Source organism: Amycolatopsis albidoflavus (assembly GCF_039525725.1).
Lineage (GTDB): Bacteria > Actinomycetota > Actinomycetes > Mycobacteriales > Pseudonocardiaceae > Amycolatopsis > Amycolatopsis albidoflava.
In genome coordinates, this window is the sequence record NZ_BAAAHV010000009.1 from 573,848 (window position 1) to 589,297 (window position 15,450).

The 15,450-nt window shown below is 68.5% G+C and carries 15 protein-coding genes; 7 read left to right on the top strand and 8 right to left on the bottom strand.

Annotated features, from left to right (window positions below; all coding sequences use genetic code 11):
* Positions 1-1,565: 1,565 nt before the first annotated feature.
* From ABD156_RS14505 to ABD156_RS14515, 3 genes are all read left to right on the top strand, one after another.
* On the top strand, positions 1,566-2,681 hold the full coding sequence (locus ABD156_RS14505; RefSeq protein WP_344272170.1) for an FAD-dependent oxidoreductase: 1,116 nt from the start codon (positions 1,566-1,568) through the stop codon (positions 2,679-2,681).
* Positions 2,682-2,811: 130 nt separating this feature from the next.
* Positions 2,812-3,054, top strand: coding sequence for a PLDc N-terminal domain-containing protein (locus tag ABD156_RS14510; RefSeq protein ID WP_344272173.1), 243 nt, complete (start codon positions 2,812-2,814; stop codon positions 3,052-3,054).
* 36 nt (positions 3,055-3,090) lie between these two features.
* Positions 3,091-3,879, top strand: coding sequence for a nuclear transport factor 2 family protein (locus ABD156_RS14515; protein ID WP_344272176.1), 789 nt, complete (start codon positions 3,091-3,093; stop codon positions 3,877-3,879).
* A 56-nt stretch (positions 3,880-3,935) separates the two neighbouring features.
* Here the strand turns inward: ABD156_RS14515 and ABD156_RS14520 are convergent, their stop codons facing one another.
* Positions 3,936-4,451: a lytic polysaccharide monooxygenase auxiliary activity family 9 protein gene (locus ABD156_RS14520; RefSeq protein ID WP_344272179.1), complete on the bottom strand. Its 516-nt coding sequence runs from the start codon at positions 4,449-4,451 to the stop codon at positions 3,936-3,938.
* Between the two features lie 237 nt (positions 4,452-4,688).
* Between ABD156_RS14520 and ABD156_RS14525 the strand changes: the two genes are divergently transcribed.
* The gene (locus tag ABD156_RS14525; protein ID WP_344272182.1) at positions 4,689-6,044 is read left to right on the top strand and encodes an NAD-dependent succinate-semialdehyde dehydrogenase; all 1,356 of its coding nucleotides are present in this window, start codon (positions 4,689-4,691) and stop codon (positions 6,042-6,044) included.
* A gap of 518 nt (positions 6,045-6,562) precedes the next feature.
* Positions 6,563-7,228, top strand: a complete 666-nt coding sequence (locus ABD156_RS14530) for a YdcF family protein (protein ID WP_344272185.1) — start codon at positions 6,563-6,565, stop codon at positions 7,226-7,228.
* Here ABD156_RS14530 and ABD156_RS14535 read toward each other — a convergent pair.
* The 3 genes from ABD156_RS14535 to ABD156_RS14545 all read right to left on the bottom strand — a co-directional run bounded on the left by ABD156_RS14535 (position 7,221) and on the right by ABD156_RS14545 (position 9,125).
* Positions 7,221-7,814, bottom strand: coding sequence for a TetR/AcrR family transcriptional regulator (locus ABD156_RS14535; RefSeq protein ID WP_344272188.1), 594 nt, complete (start codon positions 7,812-7,814; stop codon positions 7,221-7,223). The two genes, ABD156_RS14530 and ABD156_RS14535, sit on opposite strands and share 8 nt — an antisense overlap.
* Before the next feature lie 4 nt (positions 7,815-7,818).
* Entirely contained in the window at positions 7,819-8,685 is an 867-nt protein-coding gene (locus tag ABD156_RS14540) for an alpha/beta fold hydrolase (RefSeq protein ID WP_344272191.1), read from the bottom strand.
* Positions 8,686-8,762: 77 nt separating this feature from the next.
* Entirely contained in the window at positions 8,763-9,125 is a 363-nt protein-coding gene (locus tag ABD156_RS14545) for a winged helix-turn-helix transcriptional regulator (protein WP_344272194.1), read from the bottom strand.
* An 82-nt stretch (positions 9,126-9,207) separates the two neighbouring features.
* Between ABD156_RS14545 and ABD156_RS14550 the strand changes: the two genes are divergently transcribed.
* Positions 9,208-10,047, top strand: a complete 840-nt coding sequence (locus ABD156_RS14550; protein ID WP_344272197.1) for an SDR family oxidoreductase — start codon at positions 9,208-9,210, stop codon at positions 10,045-10,047.
* 3 nt (positions 10,048-10,050) lie between these two features.
* Here ABD156_RS14550 and ABD156_RS14555 read toward each other — a convergent pair whose 3' ends face one another.
* Positions 10,051-10,449: a Fur family transcriptional regulator gene (locus ABD156_RS14555; RefSeq protein WP_344272200.1), complete on the bottom strand. Its 399-nt coding sequence runs from the start codon at positions 10,447-10,449 to the stop codon at positions 10,051-10,053.
* A gap of 118 nt (positions 10,450-10,567) precedes the next feature.
* Here ABD156_RS14555 and ABD156_RS14560 point away from each other — a divergent pair, with 118 nt between their 5' ends.
* Positions 10,568-10,990, top strand: a complete 423-nt coding sequence (locus tag ABD156_RS14560) for a Fur family transcriptional regulator (RefSeq protein WP_344272203.1) — start codon at positions 10,568-10,570, stop codon at positions 10,988-10,990.
* Positions 10,991-11,039: 49 nt separating this feature from the next.
* On the opposite strand, the gene ABD156_RS14565 is transcribed toward ABD156_RS14560, so the two are convergent.
* From ABD156_RS14565 to ABD156_RS14575, 3 genes are all read right to left on the bottom strand, one after another.
* Positions 11,040-12,641: a DUF885 domain-containing protein gene (locus ABD156_RS14565; RefSeq protein WP_344272206.1), complete on the bottom strand. Its 1,602-nt coding sequence runs from the start codon at positions 12,639-12,641 to the stop codon at positions 11,040-11,042.
* A 115-nt stretch (positions 12,642-12,756) separates the two neighbouring features.
* Positions 12,757-14,205: an argininosuccinate synthase gene (gene argG, locus ABD156_RS14570; protein WP_344272209.1), complete on the bottom strand. Its 1,449-nt coding sequence runs from the start codon at positions 14,203-14,205 to the stop codon at positions 12,757-12,759.
* Positions 14,206-14,313: 108 nt separating this feature from the next.
* Complete coding sequence (locus ABD156_RS14575; protein ID WP_344272212.1) at positions 14,314-15,402, bottom strand: glycosyltransferase; 1,089 nt, start codon at positions 15,400-15,402, stop codon at positions 14,314-14,316.
* Positions 15,403-15,450 lie beyond the last annotated feature (48 nt).

The window sequence follows — 15,450 nt, forward strand, 5'->3', positions numbered from 1 at the left end:
CGCGTCGGCTGGGTTGCATCGACGAGACCGGCATTGACTGGCCTGCAACGACTGGCTGCACCGGCTGTTGCACCGGTGTGCCTGGCGTTGACGGATCCGCATCGACTGGCATGCGTCGACGGGATCTGAGTAGAGGTGCTTGCGTCGACTTGGGTTGCTGACCTGCACGACTGGCGTGCGTCCACGGGTCCGCGTCGATTGAGCTGCTGAGCTGCGTCCACCGGCCTGCGGCGACCAGCCTGTGTCGGCGGACCTGCGCCGACTGGCTGGCGTCGACGGACCGGCATCGACTGAGCCGCTGAACTGTGTCGCCTGGCCCGCATGGACTCAGCTGCCGGCTTGTGTCGACTGGGTTGCGGCGATGGCCCCGGCGTTGACGGGGGCTTGCGTCGACGAGGCCAGTATCGACGGGCCTACGTCGGCGGGGTTCGCTTCGGCGGACCTGCACCGACTGGCTTGCATCGGCGGATCGGGAACGACGGATCGGCATCGACTGGCATGCGTCGACGGGACCTGCATCGACATGCCTGCGTCGACTGGGTTGCTGACCTGCGCGACTGGCGTGCGTCCACGGGTCCGCGTCGACTGAGCCGCTGAGCTGCGTCCGCTGGCCAGCATGGACTCAGCTGCTGGCCCGTGCCGACTGGGTTGCATCGACGGCCCCGGCGTCAAAGGGGCTGGCCTGCTGGGGGTGCCCGCCCCGGCCGGGGCGGTCGGGATCCGGCGGCCGGGCGGGCACATGTCCCCGCTCGCGCGACCGTGGGGGAGGGGTGGCGCAGCGAGCGAGGTGGTCTGAGCGCCCCGCGCGTCCGGCTTGCGGGAGCCGGAGCGGGGGCGCTGGATCCCCGTCCGCGCGGGGCACTGGGGGAGATGCCGCAACGGACGGGGTGGCTGGGAGAAACCGGTGTGTTCGGCGCGGACAGTCCCATCTGGACCGCCCCGCGCACCGGCGGGCTTGGCTAGGTTGTCAGTGCTGCCGCTACTCAATACAACTCGTTGCGGGCCAAGAACATTCCCGCGTCCGGGGGTGTGCTCCCGCTCGCCGACCGGACCGGCTGGGGGTTACCGGCCGGCGGGAGCAGGAGCACCGGATCCCGTTCCGCGCCTGGGGGGAGCAGTCGCGCGGAGCGGGTGGTTTGTGCGCCGGTACGGGGGCCGCCTCGCGGCGAGTGGCACGACCAGGCTCCGGCCGAACCGGTATTCCTGGAAGGCAGAAGGTGAGGCCCGGGGGCACCTCCGTACCGACACCCTGTACAACGCTCGAACCGCGCGAATGTTCCGGCCCCATAAGGTGATCTGGATCGCCACCAATCGAGTGACCGCTTGGTCGGCTCGAGTAGCCGGCGACGGCTGAACCTCGATCAGGTTGCGCTGTCTGGTGAATCGTTGTGCGTTCGCCGCACGGTCGGGTACGCCGCCGTCCTTGACTTAACCATCCCAGCGAGGCTTGGGCGCCCGGGCATCCAAGCGAAGGTTGACCGGCGTCACTCGGCAACGAACTTGTTCGTAACGAACATGTTCGTTATGCTCGCATCAAGCCACCCACGAAAGAAACGGAGCACCTCATGACCATCACCATCGTCGGCGCCGGCCTCGGCGGTCTCAGCCTCGCCCGCGTCCTGCACGTCCACGGCATCGAAGCGACCGTTCTCGACCTCGACGCCTCTCCGTCCGCCCGCGCGCAGGGCGGCATGCTCGACATCCACGACGACTCCGGCCAGGTCGCCCTCCACGCCGCCGGCCTGCACGCCGAATTCCGCGCCCTGGTTCACTCCGGCGGCCAGGAAACCCGCGTCTACGACCGCGCCGCCGCCCTTCTGTTCTCCGAGGCGGACGACGGCAGCGGCGGGCGTCCGGAGATCGACCGTGGAGCCCTGCGCGACCTCCTCCTCAACTCGCTGCCGGAAGGCACCGTCCGCTGGGGCACGAAGGTCATCGCCGCGGAGCCGCTGCCTGGCGGAGGGCATCGCCTCACCCTCGCCGACGGCACTTCGCTCACCACGGACGTGCTCATCGGAGCCGACGGCGCCTGGTCTCGGATCCGTCCGCTGGTCTCGCCGGAAAAACCGGCCTACACCGGCATCTCCTTCGTCGAGATCGACCTCCTCGATGCCGACACCAAGCACCCGGAGGCGGCAGCTCTCCTCGGCGGAGGTATGAGCTTCGCGCTCGGCGAGGACAAAGGCTTTCTCGCGCACCGCGAACCGGACGGCAGCCTCCACGTCTACGCCGCCGTGCGCGTCCCGGAAACCTGGACCGCCTCCATTGACTTCACCGATCACGACGCCGCCAAGGCCGCTGTGCTGAGCCACTTCGACGGCTGGTCCGACCAGCTCCGCGCCCTGGTCACGGACGCGGACGGCGACCTGATCCCGCGGCTGATCCACGCGCTCCCCGTCGAGCATTCGTGGGCGCGGGTGCCTGGCGTCACGCTGGTCGGCGACGCCGCGCACCTGATGTCGCCGTTCGCCGGAGAGGGCGCGAACCTCGCCATGCTCGACGGTGCCGAGTTGGGGCTCGCCCTTGCCCGGCACCCGGACGACGTCGAACGCGCGCTCGCCGAGTACGAGGCCGCATTGTTCCCGCGCAGCAGGAAATCGGCGACGGAGTCGGCGGCAAGTCTCGAAAGCTGCTTCCGCGCTGACGCACCGGCGGCCCTGCTCGAACTGTTCGGAGCCTGACGTCCACAGCGTCCATAGTGGACGCGCGTACGACTTAAGCGGTACCCGGATCGAGCCGTCAAGCCGATCCGGGGCAGGCGGTTCCGCTCGCACAATGGGCTTCAGCCCGCTGTGAGAGAGGAAACCTCTGATGACCGTCGTCCTGGCCGACACTGTCCATCAAGGCCTGCACTTCGCCGCTGTCGCCGGGATGATGGCGCTGGTGGCGTTTCCGGTCCTGTTGTTCCTCGGCGCGCTGGTGAGCGTGCTCGGCAGTCCGCTCGGCGGCGGGATGAAGTTCGTGTGGGTGATCTTCGCGTTCTGCGCGCCGTTCATCGGGCCGGTGCTGTGGTTCCTGGTCGGCAAGAAGAGTGCGGAGACCTCGTTTCGCTGACACAGGATGTCAGTGGAGCGCGGTTAGCGTCCGGGCATGGATCACGAGATTGACGCCGGCGCGTTCGCCGACCGGTATGTCGCAGTGTGGAACGAACCCGACCCGGCCACCCGGCGCGCGGCGATCGAGTCGTTGTGGGCCGAGGACGGGGTGCAGTTCATCGAGTCCGCGGAGTATCGGGGCCATCAGGCGCTCGAGCGCCGGGTCGGTGAGGCTTTCGAAGAATTCGTTGGCGGGGCGGGATTTGTGTTCCGGCCCGCCGGAGACGCGGTGGGCCATCACGGCATGGTCCGGTTCAGCACCTACATGGTCCCCGCGGCGGGCGGCGAGGTCGCTTGGACCGGCTTCGTCGTGGCAGAACTCGGCGAGGACGGCCGTATCCTGCGTGACTGCCAGTTCGCCGAACCGCCGCGTCCCGCGTTCCCGGACGCCCGGGCGACGGCGGACGAATTAGCGCGCCGGGTCGGGCAAGGCGACCCGGACCGGATCGCGGAGCTTTTCGCGGAACCGGTCGACTGGTGGGTGAGCTGGCCGGAACCGAAGCATCCCGCGGTGCCGTGGATCCGCCCCCGCTCCTCGCGGGCGGACGTCGCGGACCACTTCCGGACGCTCGGAAGTGCTTGTGCCCCCGAAGAAGTTCGGGTCGACCGAATCATGATCGACGGCCCGGACGCGGTGCTCGTCGGGACCAGCGCGCAAACGGTCAAGCTGACTGGCAAACGTTTCGCGACGAGCTTCGCGGTGTGTTTGACCGTCGCCGGCGGATTGATCACGCGGTATCACGTTTACGAAGACAGCCTCGCGGTCGCCGAGGCGTTCGCCTGATGGCCGGGCAGCCGGAGCGGAGATTCCCCCCCCCGGCTGCCCCGCCTTTCGCGCGGTCAGGAAACGTTCAAGTCGATGCAGGCGTAGAACGCGTTGCCGGTGTCGGCGATGTTCCACACCGCGAGCACCTTCTGCTGTCCGGTGTAGCCGCTCAGGTCGACCTGGTGCGACACGGTTTCCGGCGGGGCCTGGTCGTTGCCGCTGAAGCTCGCGACCTGGGTGCCGCCGATGAAGTACTCGTAGTCGCTGGTGCGGTGCCGCGCGGTGAACACCCAGGTGAAGGTGACCTGGGTGCCGACCTGGGTGACCTTCCAGCCCTTGCTGTCGTCGTCGAGGTCGGAGAACCGGTCGTTGCCGCCGCTGCAGCTCTGCAGGCCCTTGGGACCTTCGACGCTCTGCGGTTCCCACTTGATGTCGCCGCAGGACACTGTTCCGTCCGCGCATTGGGCCTGCCTGCTCGGCGGGGAGTTGACGTAGCCGTGCGCGCTGGCGATGCCGGGGCCGATCAGCATCAGCACCGGAGCGAGGACCGCGCCGCCGAGTGCGGCGAGCATCGTGCGTTTGCGGGGCATGGTGGCTCCTTCGAAGCCGGGCCCGCTCCCGCGCCGGAGGGCGGCCGGACGAGCCACGGCACGACCGACGAGCCCGCGGTGGGGTGGAGCGCGGGCGGAGGGGGTGGGGAGATTTGTGGTCTAGACCATACCTGTCCGCCCGCACTCGGTCAAGGATCAGCTACCCTGCGTTATCTATACACGGGATACTGTATGCAATAGGATGTCGCCGAGGATGCCGACCGCAGGGAGACCGCGATGTACACGGTGACCGACCCGGTAACGGGCCAGCTGATCGAGGAAATCGAGAACGCGAGCGACGCGGAGGTTCGCGCGGCGATCGAGCGTGTCGGCCACGGATATCGCAGCTGGCGAGACCGTCCGGTGGCGGAACGAGCAGCGATCGTCGCCCGCGCCGCGGACCTGTTCTCGCAGCGCGCGGACGAGCTGGCCGCCATCATGACGTTGGAGATGGGCAAGCGCGTCAACGAGGGCCGCGGCGAGGTCGGGATCGTCGTGGACATCTTCCGCTACTACGCGGAGCGCGGCCCGGACCTGATCGCCGACGAGCCGCTCCCGATCCGCGGCGGGTCCGCGGTCATCCGCAAGGAACCGATCGGCGCGTTGCTGGGCGTGATGCCGTGGAACTTCCCGTGCTACCAGGTGGCCCGGTTTGTCGCGCCGAATCTGGTGCTGGGGAACACGATCCTGCTCAAGCACGCGTCGATCTGCCCGCGTTCCGCGCTGGCGATCGAGGCGATTCTGCACGAAGCAGGCGTTCCGGACGATGCGTACGTGAACGTCTTCGCCTCGAGTCGTCAGGTTCCGGCGATTCTTGCTGACCCGCGCATCCAGGGCGTTTCCCTGACTGGCAGTGAGCAGGCGGGTATTTCGGTGGCAGCCGAGGCGGGCCGAAATCTGAAGCGATGCGTCCTGGAACTGGGCGGGGCGGATCCGTTGCTGGTGCTCGACACTGCGGATTTGGACGAAACGGTTCAAGCTGTGGCGACCGCGCGGATGCGGAACTGTGGACAGTCCTGTAATGCGCCAAAGCGGATTATTGTCCAGTCTGACCTTTATGCGGAATTCGTGGACCGCTTCACTAAACGGGTCGCGGACTATTACGTCCCGGGGGATCCGGCTGATCCTTCGGTGAAGTTGCCTCCGCTGGCTTCCGTCGCTGCCGCTGACGAGGTCGCTGGTCAGGTGGCTCGCGCGGTTGACCAGGGCGCGACGCTGCGGACCGGTGGGCGTCGTGGCGAGGGCGCGTATCTGGAAGCGACTGTCCTGACTGATGTCACGCCGGAGATGGACGCTTATCGGGAGGAGATCTTCGGGCCGGTCGCGATCTTGTTCCGGGCTGATTCGGATGATCATGCTGTTGAGATCGCCAATGACTCGCCGTTCGGCCTGGGCGCGGCGGTATTCGGCACGGATCCGGCGCGGTTGCGCCGAGCGGCGGACCGGCTTGAGGCGGGGATGGTGTATTTCAACAAATCCGGCGGGTCGCAGGCGGATTTGCCGTTCGGCGGGATCAAGCGCTCGGGGATGGGGCGGGAGCTGGGGCCGTCCGGGATTGAGGAGTTCATGAACCAGAAGTCGATCCGGTTTTGAGTGCTGGCCGCTCTCGGACAGCCGGGATGTCGAAGTCTGTTGTGGGCTAATTCGGTTCGCTCTGGTTCTCCTTGGACGGGGGGCAAGCCTTGCGGCCGTGCGCTCTTCGTGGCCTGCCCAGTCGAGGGCCTCGTGATGGTGTCAGCGGTCATAGTCCGCGACAGTTCGGTACCTCCGCGCGTTCGTGGGGTGAAAAGCCCTCAGCGTCGGCTCGCCTGTCTACGAGCGTGCGCGTCTGGTCAAGGACGCGGGGCGCCCGACGCACACCCTCTCCAGTTACTACCGGCCGGAAGATGTCGAGGGCACCCGTCTCGTCGACGACACTCCGGGACCAGCCGGTCGTGGCGGTGGCTTCCTGGTCCTCACGTTGCAGGGCCTCGAGCCGGACACGATCAGCGAGACTGTCTGCTCACGCATGCCCACGCCCGACGAGATCGAGACGCTGGAGCTCCTCGCCGGCGAACCGGTTCTCCTGGTCCTATACGTTCAAGATCCCCGACTGACCACGGAGTCCTCGCATGCCCGAGCGCGCGACCACCCTCTCAGAGCATCTCCGCGCTGAGGTCCAAACGCTATGGGACTACCACGACCTGCACCACGAACTCCGCCCCACGGACGTCGGGATCGGGCTGGGGAGCCACGATCTCGGCGTCGCTACCCACACCGCGAAGCTGTACCAGCAGGGCTACTTCCCGAAGATCGTCTTCACCGGAGCCAACGCACCGACAACCGTAGAGCGATTCCCGCGTGGCGAAGCGGTGCACTACCGAGAACACGCATTGCAGCTAGGCATTCCCGATGGCGCGATCCTGGTCGAGCCAACGGCCCGAAACACCGGCGACAACATCGCGAGAAGCCGAGAGTTGTTGAAAGCACAGGGGATCCAGGCCAGATCGGTAACACTGATCTCGCGCCCCTACCAACAACGCCGCGCTTACGCGACGTGTAAGAAGCTCTGGCCCGAGGTCGAAGTCCTGTGCGCCTCCCAGCCGCTGCCGCTGGACGAGTACATCCAAGGCATCGGCGACGTAGACCGGGTCATCTCCATGCTCGTCGGCGACACACAGCGGATCAGCGTCTACGCCCAGCAAGGATTCGCGATACCCCAAGATGTTCCGAAAAAGGTTGAGCGAGCGTTCGAGAGCCTGATAGCGCACGGCTACACAGCCCGGCTCCTCACCTAGGAAGCAACAACCCGCTCAACCACCCCGAAAACACCTGCTGCACATCCCCCCGCACCCTTCCCGGGTCGTCGGCGTGCGCGATCATCCGCGCCGCCTCCATCACCGCGGCCAGCACCAACTGCGCCAAAGCATCCACCGGCGTGTCCACAATCAACCCGGCCTCCCGTGCGGCCGCCAGGTTTTCCGCGACCAGGCCAAGGCCGTACTCGGCTTCCAGGTCCCGCCAGGCATCCCAGCCCAGTACGGCCGGGGCATCCGTCAGGGAGATTCGCCGGACGTCGGGGCGCAGGCAGGCGTCCAGGAACACTCCCAGCGCGGAAGAAAGCCCGGAAAGCGGGTCCGCCGCGGAATCGAGGACTTCCGAGACCTCGGCGGTCAGCTCCCGTTCCAGCACTTCGACGACGGCCCGGAACAGGCCCTGTTTGTCGCCGAAGTGGTGGTAGAGCGCGCCTCGCGTGACGCCGGCTGTGCGAGTGATTTCTTCGGCGGGCACGTCGTGGTAGCCGCGCGCGCCGAAGAGGTCGCGGGCGGCCTTGATCAGTGCGGCTCGCGTCGCGTCGGAGCGTTCTTGCTGGGTACGTCGCACGCACCTAATCTGCCATGGCGGCGGCGAAGCGCGTGATGTGACCGGCCAGAGCGTCCGGCTGATCCTCGGAGACGAAGGTGTACGAGTCCGGCACCTCGACGATTTCCGCGTCCGGCAAGACCTCCGCCAGGCGGTGGGCGAGGCTGATCGGGAACAGCTTCTCCTCGGGTGGCCACACGAGCAGTACCGGACGCTTGAACTGGCGCAGTTTTTCGGCCGCGGCCAGGGTGTGGCTTGAGTCGACGGTGCGCAGGAACTTGCGCAGATCCCTTCGCAGGCCAGGGGATTTCCGCAGCTTTCCCAGGTACTCCTGCGCGATGTCCGGCGGCAGCGGGCGCTTCGTGACCCAGCCGAACAGCAGCGGCAGCCGGTACAGCGCCTTGATTCGCAGGAGTTGGCCCAGCAGCACCATCGAGCCGGGGACGCGGGCGATGGCCGGCAGCGGCTGGAAGATCGGCGGGAAGAAGTACTCGAAGCTGTCCGACGGCGTCAGCACGACCCGCCCGACTCGTTCCGGGTACCGCGCGAGCAGCAGTTGCGTGATGGCGCCGCCGGTGTCGTTGGCGACCAGGATGACGTCTTCCAGGTCGAGCGCGGTCAGGAAGTCGCCGAGGAGGGTGGCGAGGCCGGGGGCGCTGAGGTCGGCGTCCGAGCGCATCGGGACCGAGTGGGCGCCCAGCGGAAGATCTGGTGCCAGGCAACGGAAACCGGCGTCCGCGACGGCGGGGGTGACCTTCCGCCAGAGGAGGGCATTGGTGAGTACGCCGTGGACGAAAACGACTGGGCGGCCGCGGCCGCGTTCGAAGTAGCGGAGTTCGCCTTGGGGGAGGTTGACGTGCCGGGCGGTGCCGAGTTCCTCGTGTGCGTTCATGCTGGCGAAGATACATACATGCAGTCTGTATGTAAATTACCTCTGCGGTAATGTGCGGTCTGACCAGGGCGTTTGGGCTAGCGCGGGTCCATCCGCTGGGTGATCCGGTCGAAAAGATCGTCCAGCGGTTCGCGGACCTCCTGGCCGAACTCGGTGAGCCCGTAGGTGACCTGAGGCGGCGTGGTCGGCTCGACGTGGCGCCAGACGAGGCCGTCCTCGACCAGGGCGCGCAGGGACTGCGCGAGCATCTTTTCGCTGATGCCCCGGATGCTCTCGCGCAGTTCGTAGAACCGGAGTTCCTTGTCCCGCAACGAGATGAGGATCCAGATGCCCCACCGGCTGGTCACGTGGTCGATCACGGCCCGCGCGGGGCAGTCGGTGTGAAACACCTCATAGCGCGGCTGCGAGACGGCCGGGGTGAACTGCGCGCTTCCTGTCACGTATCGAGCTTACCCAAAGGTATGTCCTTACGAAGAGTAAGCAGGTCGGCCTAGCGTCGGTCGCCTACCGAAGGAGCGATTCATGATTGTGGTGACCGGGGCGACCGGAAACATCGGCAGGCCGTTGGTACGAGCGCTGATCGACGCGGGCGAGCAGGTGACGGCGGTGTCGCGGCGGGCCGCGCAGGTGCCGGACGGCGCCCGCCATGTCGTGGCGGATCTGGCTGATCCGGCCAGTCTCGAACCCGCGCTGGCCGGCGCGAAAGCGTTGTTCCTCTTGCTGTCCGGCGATTTGCACGCCGTCGGCGCCAACCCGGCCGACCTCATCGCGAAGGCTGCGGACGCCGGGGTTCGCCGAGTGGTTCTGCTGTCGTCGCTGGGCGTGGCGACCAGGCCGTTCGGCACGACACGGATCGCGATGCGCGAGCTGGAGGACGTGCTGCGGGAGTCCGGCCTCGACTGGGCCATTCTGCGGCCCGGCGGGTTCGACTCCAACGCGCTGGGGTGGGCGGAATCCGTTCGCACGCGGGGAATTGTCGCCGCGCCGTTCGGTGACACCGGGGTGCCGATCGTCGACCCCGCGGACATCGGCGAGGTCGCGGCCGCGTGCCTGGTGGACGACCGGCACGTCGGCGGCGTGTACGAGCTGACCGGGCCGGAGGTGATCACGCCGCGGCAGCAAGCCGAGGTGCTGGCCGCCGCGCTCGGCAAGCCGGTGCGGTTCCAGGAGCTGACCCGCGCCGAGGCCAAAGCGGCCATGATCCAGAGCGTGCCGGGCGAACTCGCCGACGACACGCTGGACATCCTCAGCTCCCCGAACGCGGCCGAACTGCGCATCAGCCCGGACGTGGAGCGGGTTCTCGGCCGCGCACCGCGTTCGTTCGCCGATTGGGCGGCTCGCAACCTCGCCGCGTTCCGCTGAGCTCTACTCGGCCGAGGCGCACCGCGAGCACAGGCCGGACTCCACTTCTTCGGCGGATTCCGTTGGCGCGCCGTCGATTGCCTCCAGCCGGCCGCATTGACGGCACAGCAGATGCCGGTGGTCGAAGCCGGACAGCTCGTAGCGTTGCGCGACGCCGACGTGGTCGAAGCGGTGGACGAGACCGGCGGCGACCCCGGTGGTCAGCACGTCGTGAACGCCTCTCGTGGACGCCATCGACAGCCGTTCGCGGACCAGCGGCAGCAGCTCCGCGACGGTCACGTGCGGGTTTTCGGCCAGCACTTCCAGCACGACCTGCCGGGCGGTCGTCACGCGCAGGCCGGCGCGCCGGAGCCGGGTGCCGGCGTCGGCGCTGGACGGGAGGGGTGCGGAGGTCGTGAGCACGCTTCCTTTGTAGTCCGCAAAGTTGATCCAGTCAAATGTAAGATCGGGTCAACTCTGGGACTGTGAGCCACTGCACGCCAGAATTGATTCGGTCAAGTCTGGGGGTACCATCCGGGCCATGGACGAGTTCGGGGCGCGCCTGCGCGACAAAGGCCTGCGCAACACGCCGCAGCGGCGTGCGGTGCTGGCCGCGGTCGCGCGGACCCCGCACGTCACGGCCGCGGAGATCGCGACGGTGCTCGACGCCGACGGGGCCGTCGGCGCGTTGTCCAGGCAGGGCCTTTACAACGTGCTCGACGACCTCGTCGGCGCCCGGCTGCTGCGTCCGCTCGAGCCGGCGGGCTCGCCGGCGCGGTTCGAACTCGAAACCCACGACAACCACCACCACCTGGTCTGCCGCGGCTGCGGCCGGATCCAGGACGTGCCGTGCGCGATCGGAGCCGCGCCGTGCCTCGAACCCGGTCCGGTGCCCGGTTTCCGGGTGGACCAGGCCGAGGTCACGTGGTGGGGGATGTGCGCGGAGTGCGAAGCCAAGGGCTAGCTCGTGAGTGTTCGCGCCGGTTCTAACCGGTGCAGGCACTCACGAGGGTCTAACGCAGCGAGTCCTGCAGCGCCGCGAGCCCGACCGGTCCGACGGCCAGCACGTCGTGGTGCCACTGGCGCAACGTGAACCCGGGTTTGGCGGCGGCTTCGGCGCGCGCCCGCAGCCACGCGCGTTCGCCGATCTTGTACGAGATCGCCTGGCCCGGCCAGCCGAGGTAGCGCACGATTTCGGCGTGTACCCGGTGTTCCGCGGCCAGCCCGCGTTCGTGCAGGAACCGGCAGGCGGTGTCGAAGTCCCAGCGGGAACCGTCCGGCAGCGGCAGATCGAGGTGCGAGCCGAGGTCGATCACGACGCGCGCGGCCCGGAGCGCGGAGCCGGCGAGCATGCCGAGCCGGGTGCCGCGCTCGGAGAACCAGCCCAGTTCGTCGGCGAGGCGTTCGGCGTACAGTGCCCAGCCTTCCGCGTGGCCGCTCACTGAGTGGACGCGCGCGTAACGGCTCACCGAGTCCCCGGCCAGGCCCGCGACGCCGATCTGCAGGTGGTGTCCGGGCACGCCTTCGTGGAACACCGTCGTCAGCTCGGACCAGGTCGCGAAGCGTTTCCGTCCGCCCAGCGGCCACCACGTGCGGCCGGGACGGGTGCCGTCTTCGGCGGGGCCGGTGTAGTACGGCGAACCCGACGCGGAGCCGTACGCGAGCACGACGTCCAAGGCGCGCAACGGTTCCGGGATGTCGAAGTGCTGGCCTGCCGCGTCCAGCGCGCGGTCGTGTGCCTGCCGCAGCCAGTCCAAATAGGACTCTTCGCCGTCGACCGCGCACTCTTCGTCCAGCAGCGCGAGGACTTCCGCCACGCTCGCGCCGGGCTGGATTTTCGCGACCTCGGCGGCGATTTCCGTTTCGATGCGCTGAAGTTCCGCCCAGCCCCATTCATAGGCCTCGGCGAGATCAAGGTCCGCGCCAAGGGAAAGCCGAGCCGCGACGGCGTAGCGTTCCGCGCCGACGCCGTCGGTTTCGGTGGCGTGCGGGGCGTAATCCTCGCGCAGGAACCGGGCGAGCGCCGCGTAACCGCGATGGGCGGCGTCGGCTCCGGCACGCAGTTCGCCGGCCTGCGGCCCGTCGCCGTACTCCTCGACGAGTACATTGTGGACACCGGCGTACCGCTCGGCCTGAGCCGCCGTTTCCAGCGCCTGCCGACGGGCCGCGCGCAGCCCGCGGTCGAGACCGGCCTGCAGCGTTTTCTGCCAGCCGGACAGCATTGTTTCGACGCCGGACATCCGGACCGCGAGGACGTGCCAGTCGTCCGCGTCGCGGCGCGGCAGCAGCCGGACCGAATCGGCGATCGAACTCAGCGTGCCGAAATGCGCCTGTACCTGGCGGAACGGCTCGTCCAGCTCGTGCCAGGCCAGCTCGGCCTCGAGGCTGTCGCGCAGATGCGCGGACGCGATCCGGTCCGCGCGGGACTCGGGACTCAGCGTCGCGAGCGAGGCGAGCGTGCGCCGGGCCAGGTCGGCTCGGGCCGCGAAACCGTCCGGGGTGAGGTCGGTGAGCGCGGTCGCGTCGGTGGTCACGCCGTCCAGGGTCGCGGCGATCGGGTCGAGCGCTGCCTCGGCCGTGACGTGGTCGGCGGACAGCTGAAAAATCGGGGTCACGCCGCCACGTTAGCCGGGAGGCTCCGCCGGAATATAGAGACGTTAGCGGGGTCTGGCTGCTGGTATAGAGAATGCCCGCGCCGGTGTTCCGGCGCGGGCATTCGGGGGAAAAAGCTCAGTCGGTGCCGGATTCCATCGCGGCGCGGTCGAGCAGTTCGACGTCGTCGGCCCGGCCGCGGGACGCGATCGTCTCGGCCCCGCCCTCGGGCATCGCGCCGATCAGGCCGGTCGCGGCCGCCTGCGCGGCTCCGATCAGCTTCGGATGCGAGGTGCCGCCGACCATGCCGAGGCTCGCGTACTGCTCCAGCTTCGCGCGCGAGTCGGCGATGTCGAGGTTTCGCATGGTCAGCTGGCCGATCCGGTCGACCGGGCCGAACGCGGAGTCCTCGGTGCGCTCCATCGACAGCTTGTCCGGGTGGTAGCTGAACGCCGGGCCGGACGTGTCGAGGATCGAGTAGTCCTCGCCGCGCCGCAGCCGCAGCGTGACCTCGCCGGTGATCGCGGTGCCGACCCAGCGCTGCAGCGATTCGCGCAGCATCATCGCCTGCGGGTCCAGCCAGCGGCCCTCGTACATCAGCCTGCCGAGGCGGCGGCCCTCGTTGTGGTAGCTGGCGATGGTGTCCTCGTTGTGCACCGCGTTGACCAGCCGCTCGTACGCCGCGTGCAGCAGCGCCATGCCCGGGGCCTCGTAGATGCCGCGGCTCTTGGCCTCGATGATCCGGTTCTCGATCTGGTCGGACATGCCGAGCCCGTGCCGCCCGCCGATCGCGTTGGCCTCCAGGACCAGCTCGACCGCGGTGCCGAACTCCTTGCCGTTGATGCTCACCGGACGGCCCTGCTCGAAGCCGATGGTGACGTCCTCGGGCGCGATCTCGACCGCCGGGTCCCAGAACCGCACGCCCATGATCGGCTCGACGATTTCGATGCCGGTGTCGAGGTGCTCAAGGGATTTCGCCTCGTGCGTGGCGCCCCAGATGTTGGCGTCGGTGGAGTAGGCCTTCTCGGTGCTGTCGCGGTAGGGCAGGTCGTGCGCCTGCAGCCACTCGGACATCTCCTTGCGGCCGCCGAGCTCGCCGACGAACGCCGCGTCGAGCCACGGCTTGTAGATCCGCAGGCCCGGGTTGGCCAGCAGGCCGTAGCGGTAGAACCGCTCGATGTCGTTGCCCTTGTAGGTGGAGCCGTCGCCCCAGATCTGGACGTCGTCCTCCAGCATCGCGCGCACCAGCAGGGTGCCGGTGACCGCGCGGCCGAGCGGAGTGGTGTTGAAGTAGGCCCGGCCGCCGGTGCGGATGTGGAAGGCCCCGCAGGTCAGCGCGGCGAGCCCCTCCTCGACGAGGGCTTCCTTGCAGTCGACCAGCCGCGCGAGCTCCGCCCCGTAGGCGTGCGCGCGGCCGGGGACGGACGCGATGTCGGGTTCGTCGTACTGGCCGATGTCGGCGGTGTAGGTGCACGGAACCGCACCCTTGTCGCGCATCCACGCCACCGCCACGGACGTGTCGAGGCCGCCGGAGAACGCGATGCCGACCCGCTCGCCGACGGGAAGGGAAGTGAGCACCTTGGACATAGGAATGATTATGCACGACGATGTATGAACGTGCATCCCCGGGTGGTGTGAACTCGCTCTCGCGCGTCCAGCTCGCCAGCGGACAGCCTGCTGCTGAGCTTCGTTACTTCAGTACGTGCGGCCCTTCCACCCAGTCCGGCGACGCGCCGAGTCCAGTGTCATCAGCGTGTACAGCCCAGCAGTGAACGGCAGCAACAGCCCCGCTACCAAAGGCTGCCGGTAATACCGGGCGACCGGGACGAACGTCGCCGCCATCAGGAGCCACGCCGCGGCGGCCTGCCACGAGCCGGTCAGGGCGAGCACCGGCGGGGCGAGGAAGACGGCGATCATGCCGACGACGGTCCCAGCCAGCAGCAGCGGTGAATGCCGGAGCTGGGTGTAGGCGCTGCGGGCCACCATCTGCCACAGGTCCGCGAGCCGCGGATACGGGCGGACGTTTCGGACCTTCGACGCGTAACCCAGCCAAATCCGGCCGCCTGCGGACGTGACCGCGCGGGCGAGTGCGACGTCGTCGATCACTGCGCCGCGGATGGTGCCGATTCCGCCGGCGCGTTCGAGCGCTGAACGGCGGACCAGGACGCACCCGCCGGCGGCGGCAGCGGTGCGCCAGCGGGCGGAGTTCACGCGGCGGAAGGGGTAGAGCATCGCGAAGAAGTAGACGAAAGCGGGCACGATCAGCCGTTCCCAGAACGTCGCGGTACGCAGGACGGCCATTTGGGATACCAGGTCCCGGCCGCTGGCGGAAGCGGCGACGAGAGTCTCGAGCGAGCCCGGGTCGTGTGCGATGTCAGCGTCCGTCAGCAGAAGGAAGTCGACGTCTCCTGCTTCGCGGACACCGTGCGCGACGGCCCAGAGTTTCCCGGTCCAGCCCTCCGGTGGTTCGCCGGGACTCGTGACGGTGAGCGGGAGTCCATTGGGGACAGCCAAGGCGCGGGCGACGCCAGAGGTGCCGTCGCTGCTGCCGTCGTCTACGAGGATGACGCGGGCGTCTCCGGGATAGGTCTGGCGGAGCAGCGTGGGCAGGGTTTCCGGGAGCAGCCCGGCTTCGTCGCGGGCGGGGATCACGATGGCTACTGACGGCCAGATCTCCGGCCGGACCAGCGGGGGAAGCCGTTGGTCGGTGCGCCAGAACCAGCTGTGGCACAACGCGAGTCCGGTCCACACCGCCAGCGTCGCCCACGCGAGGACCGTGCCCATGCACGGAGTGTAGTGACTGGAAGCAAACTGACAGGTCGCTCCCAGCGG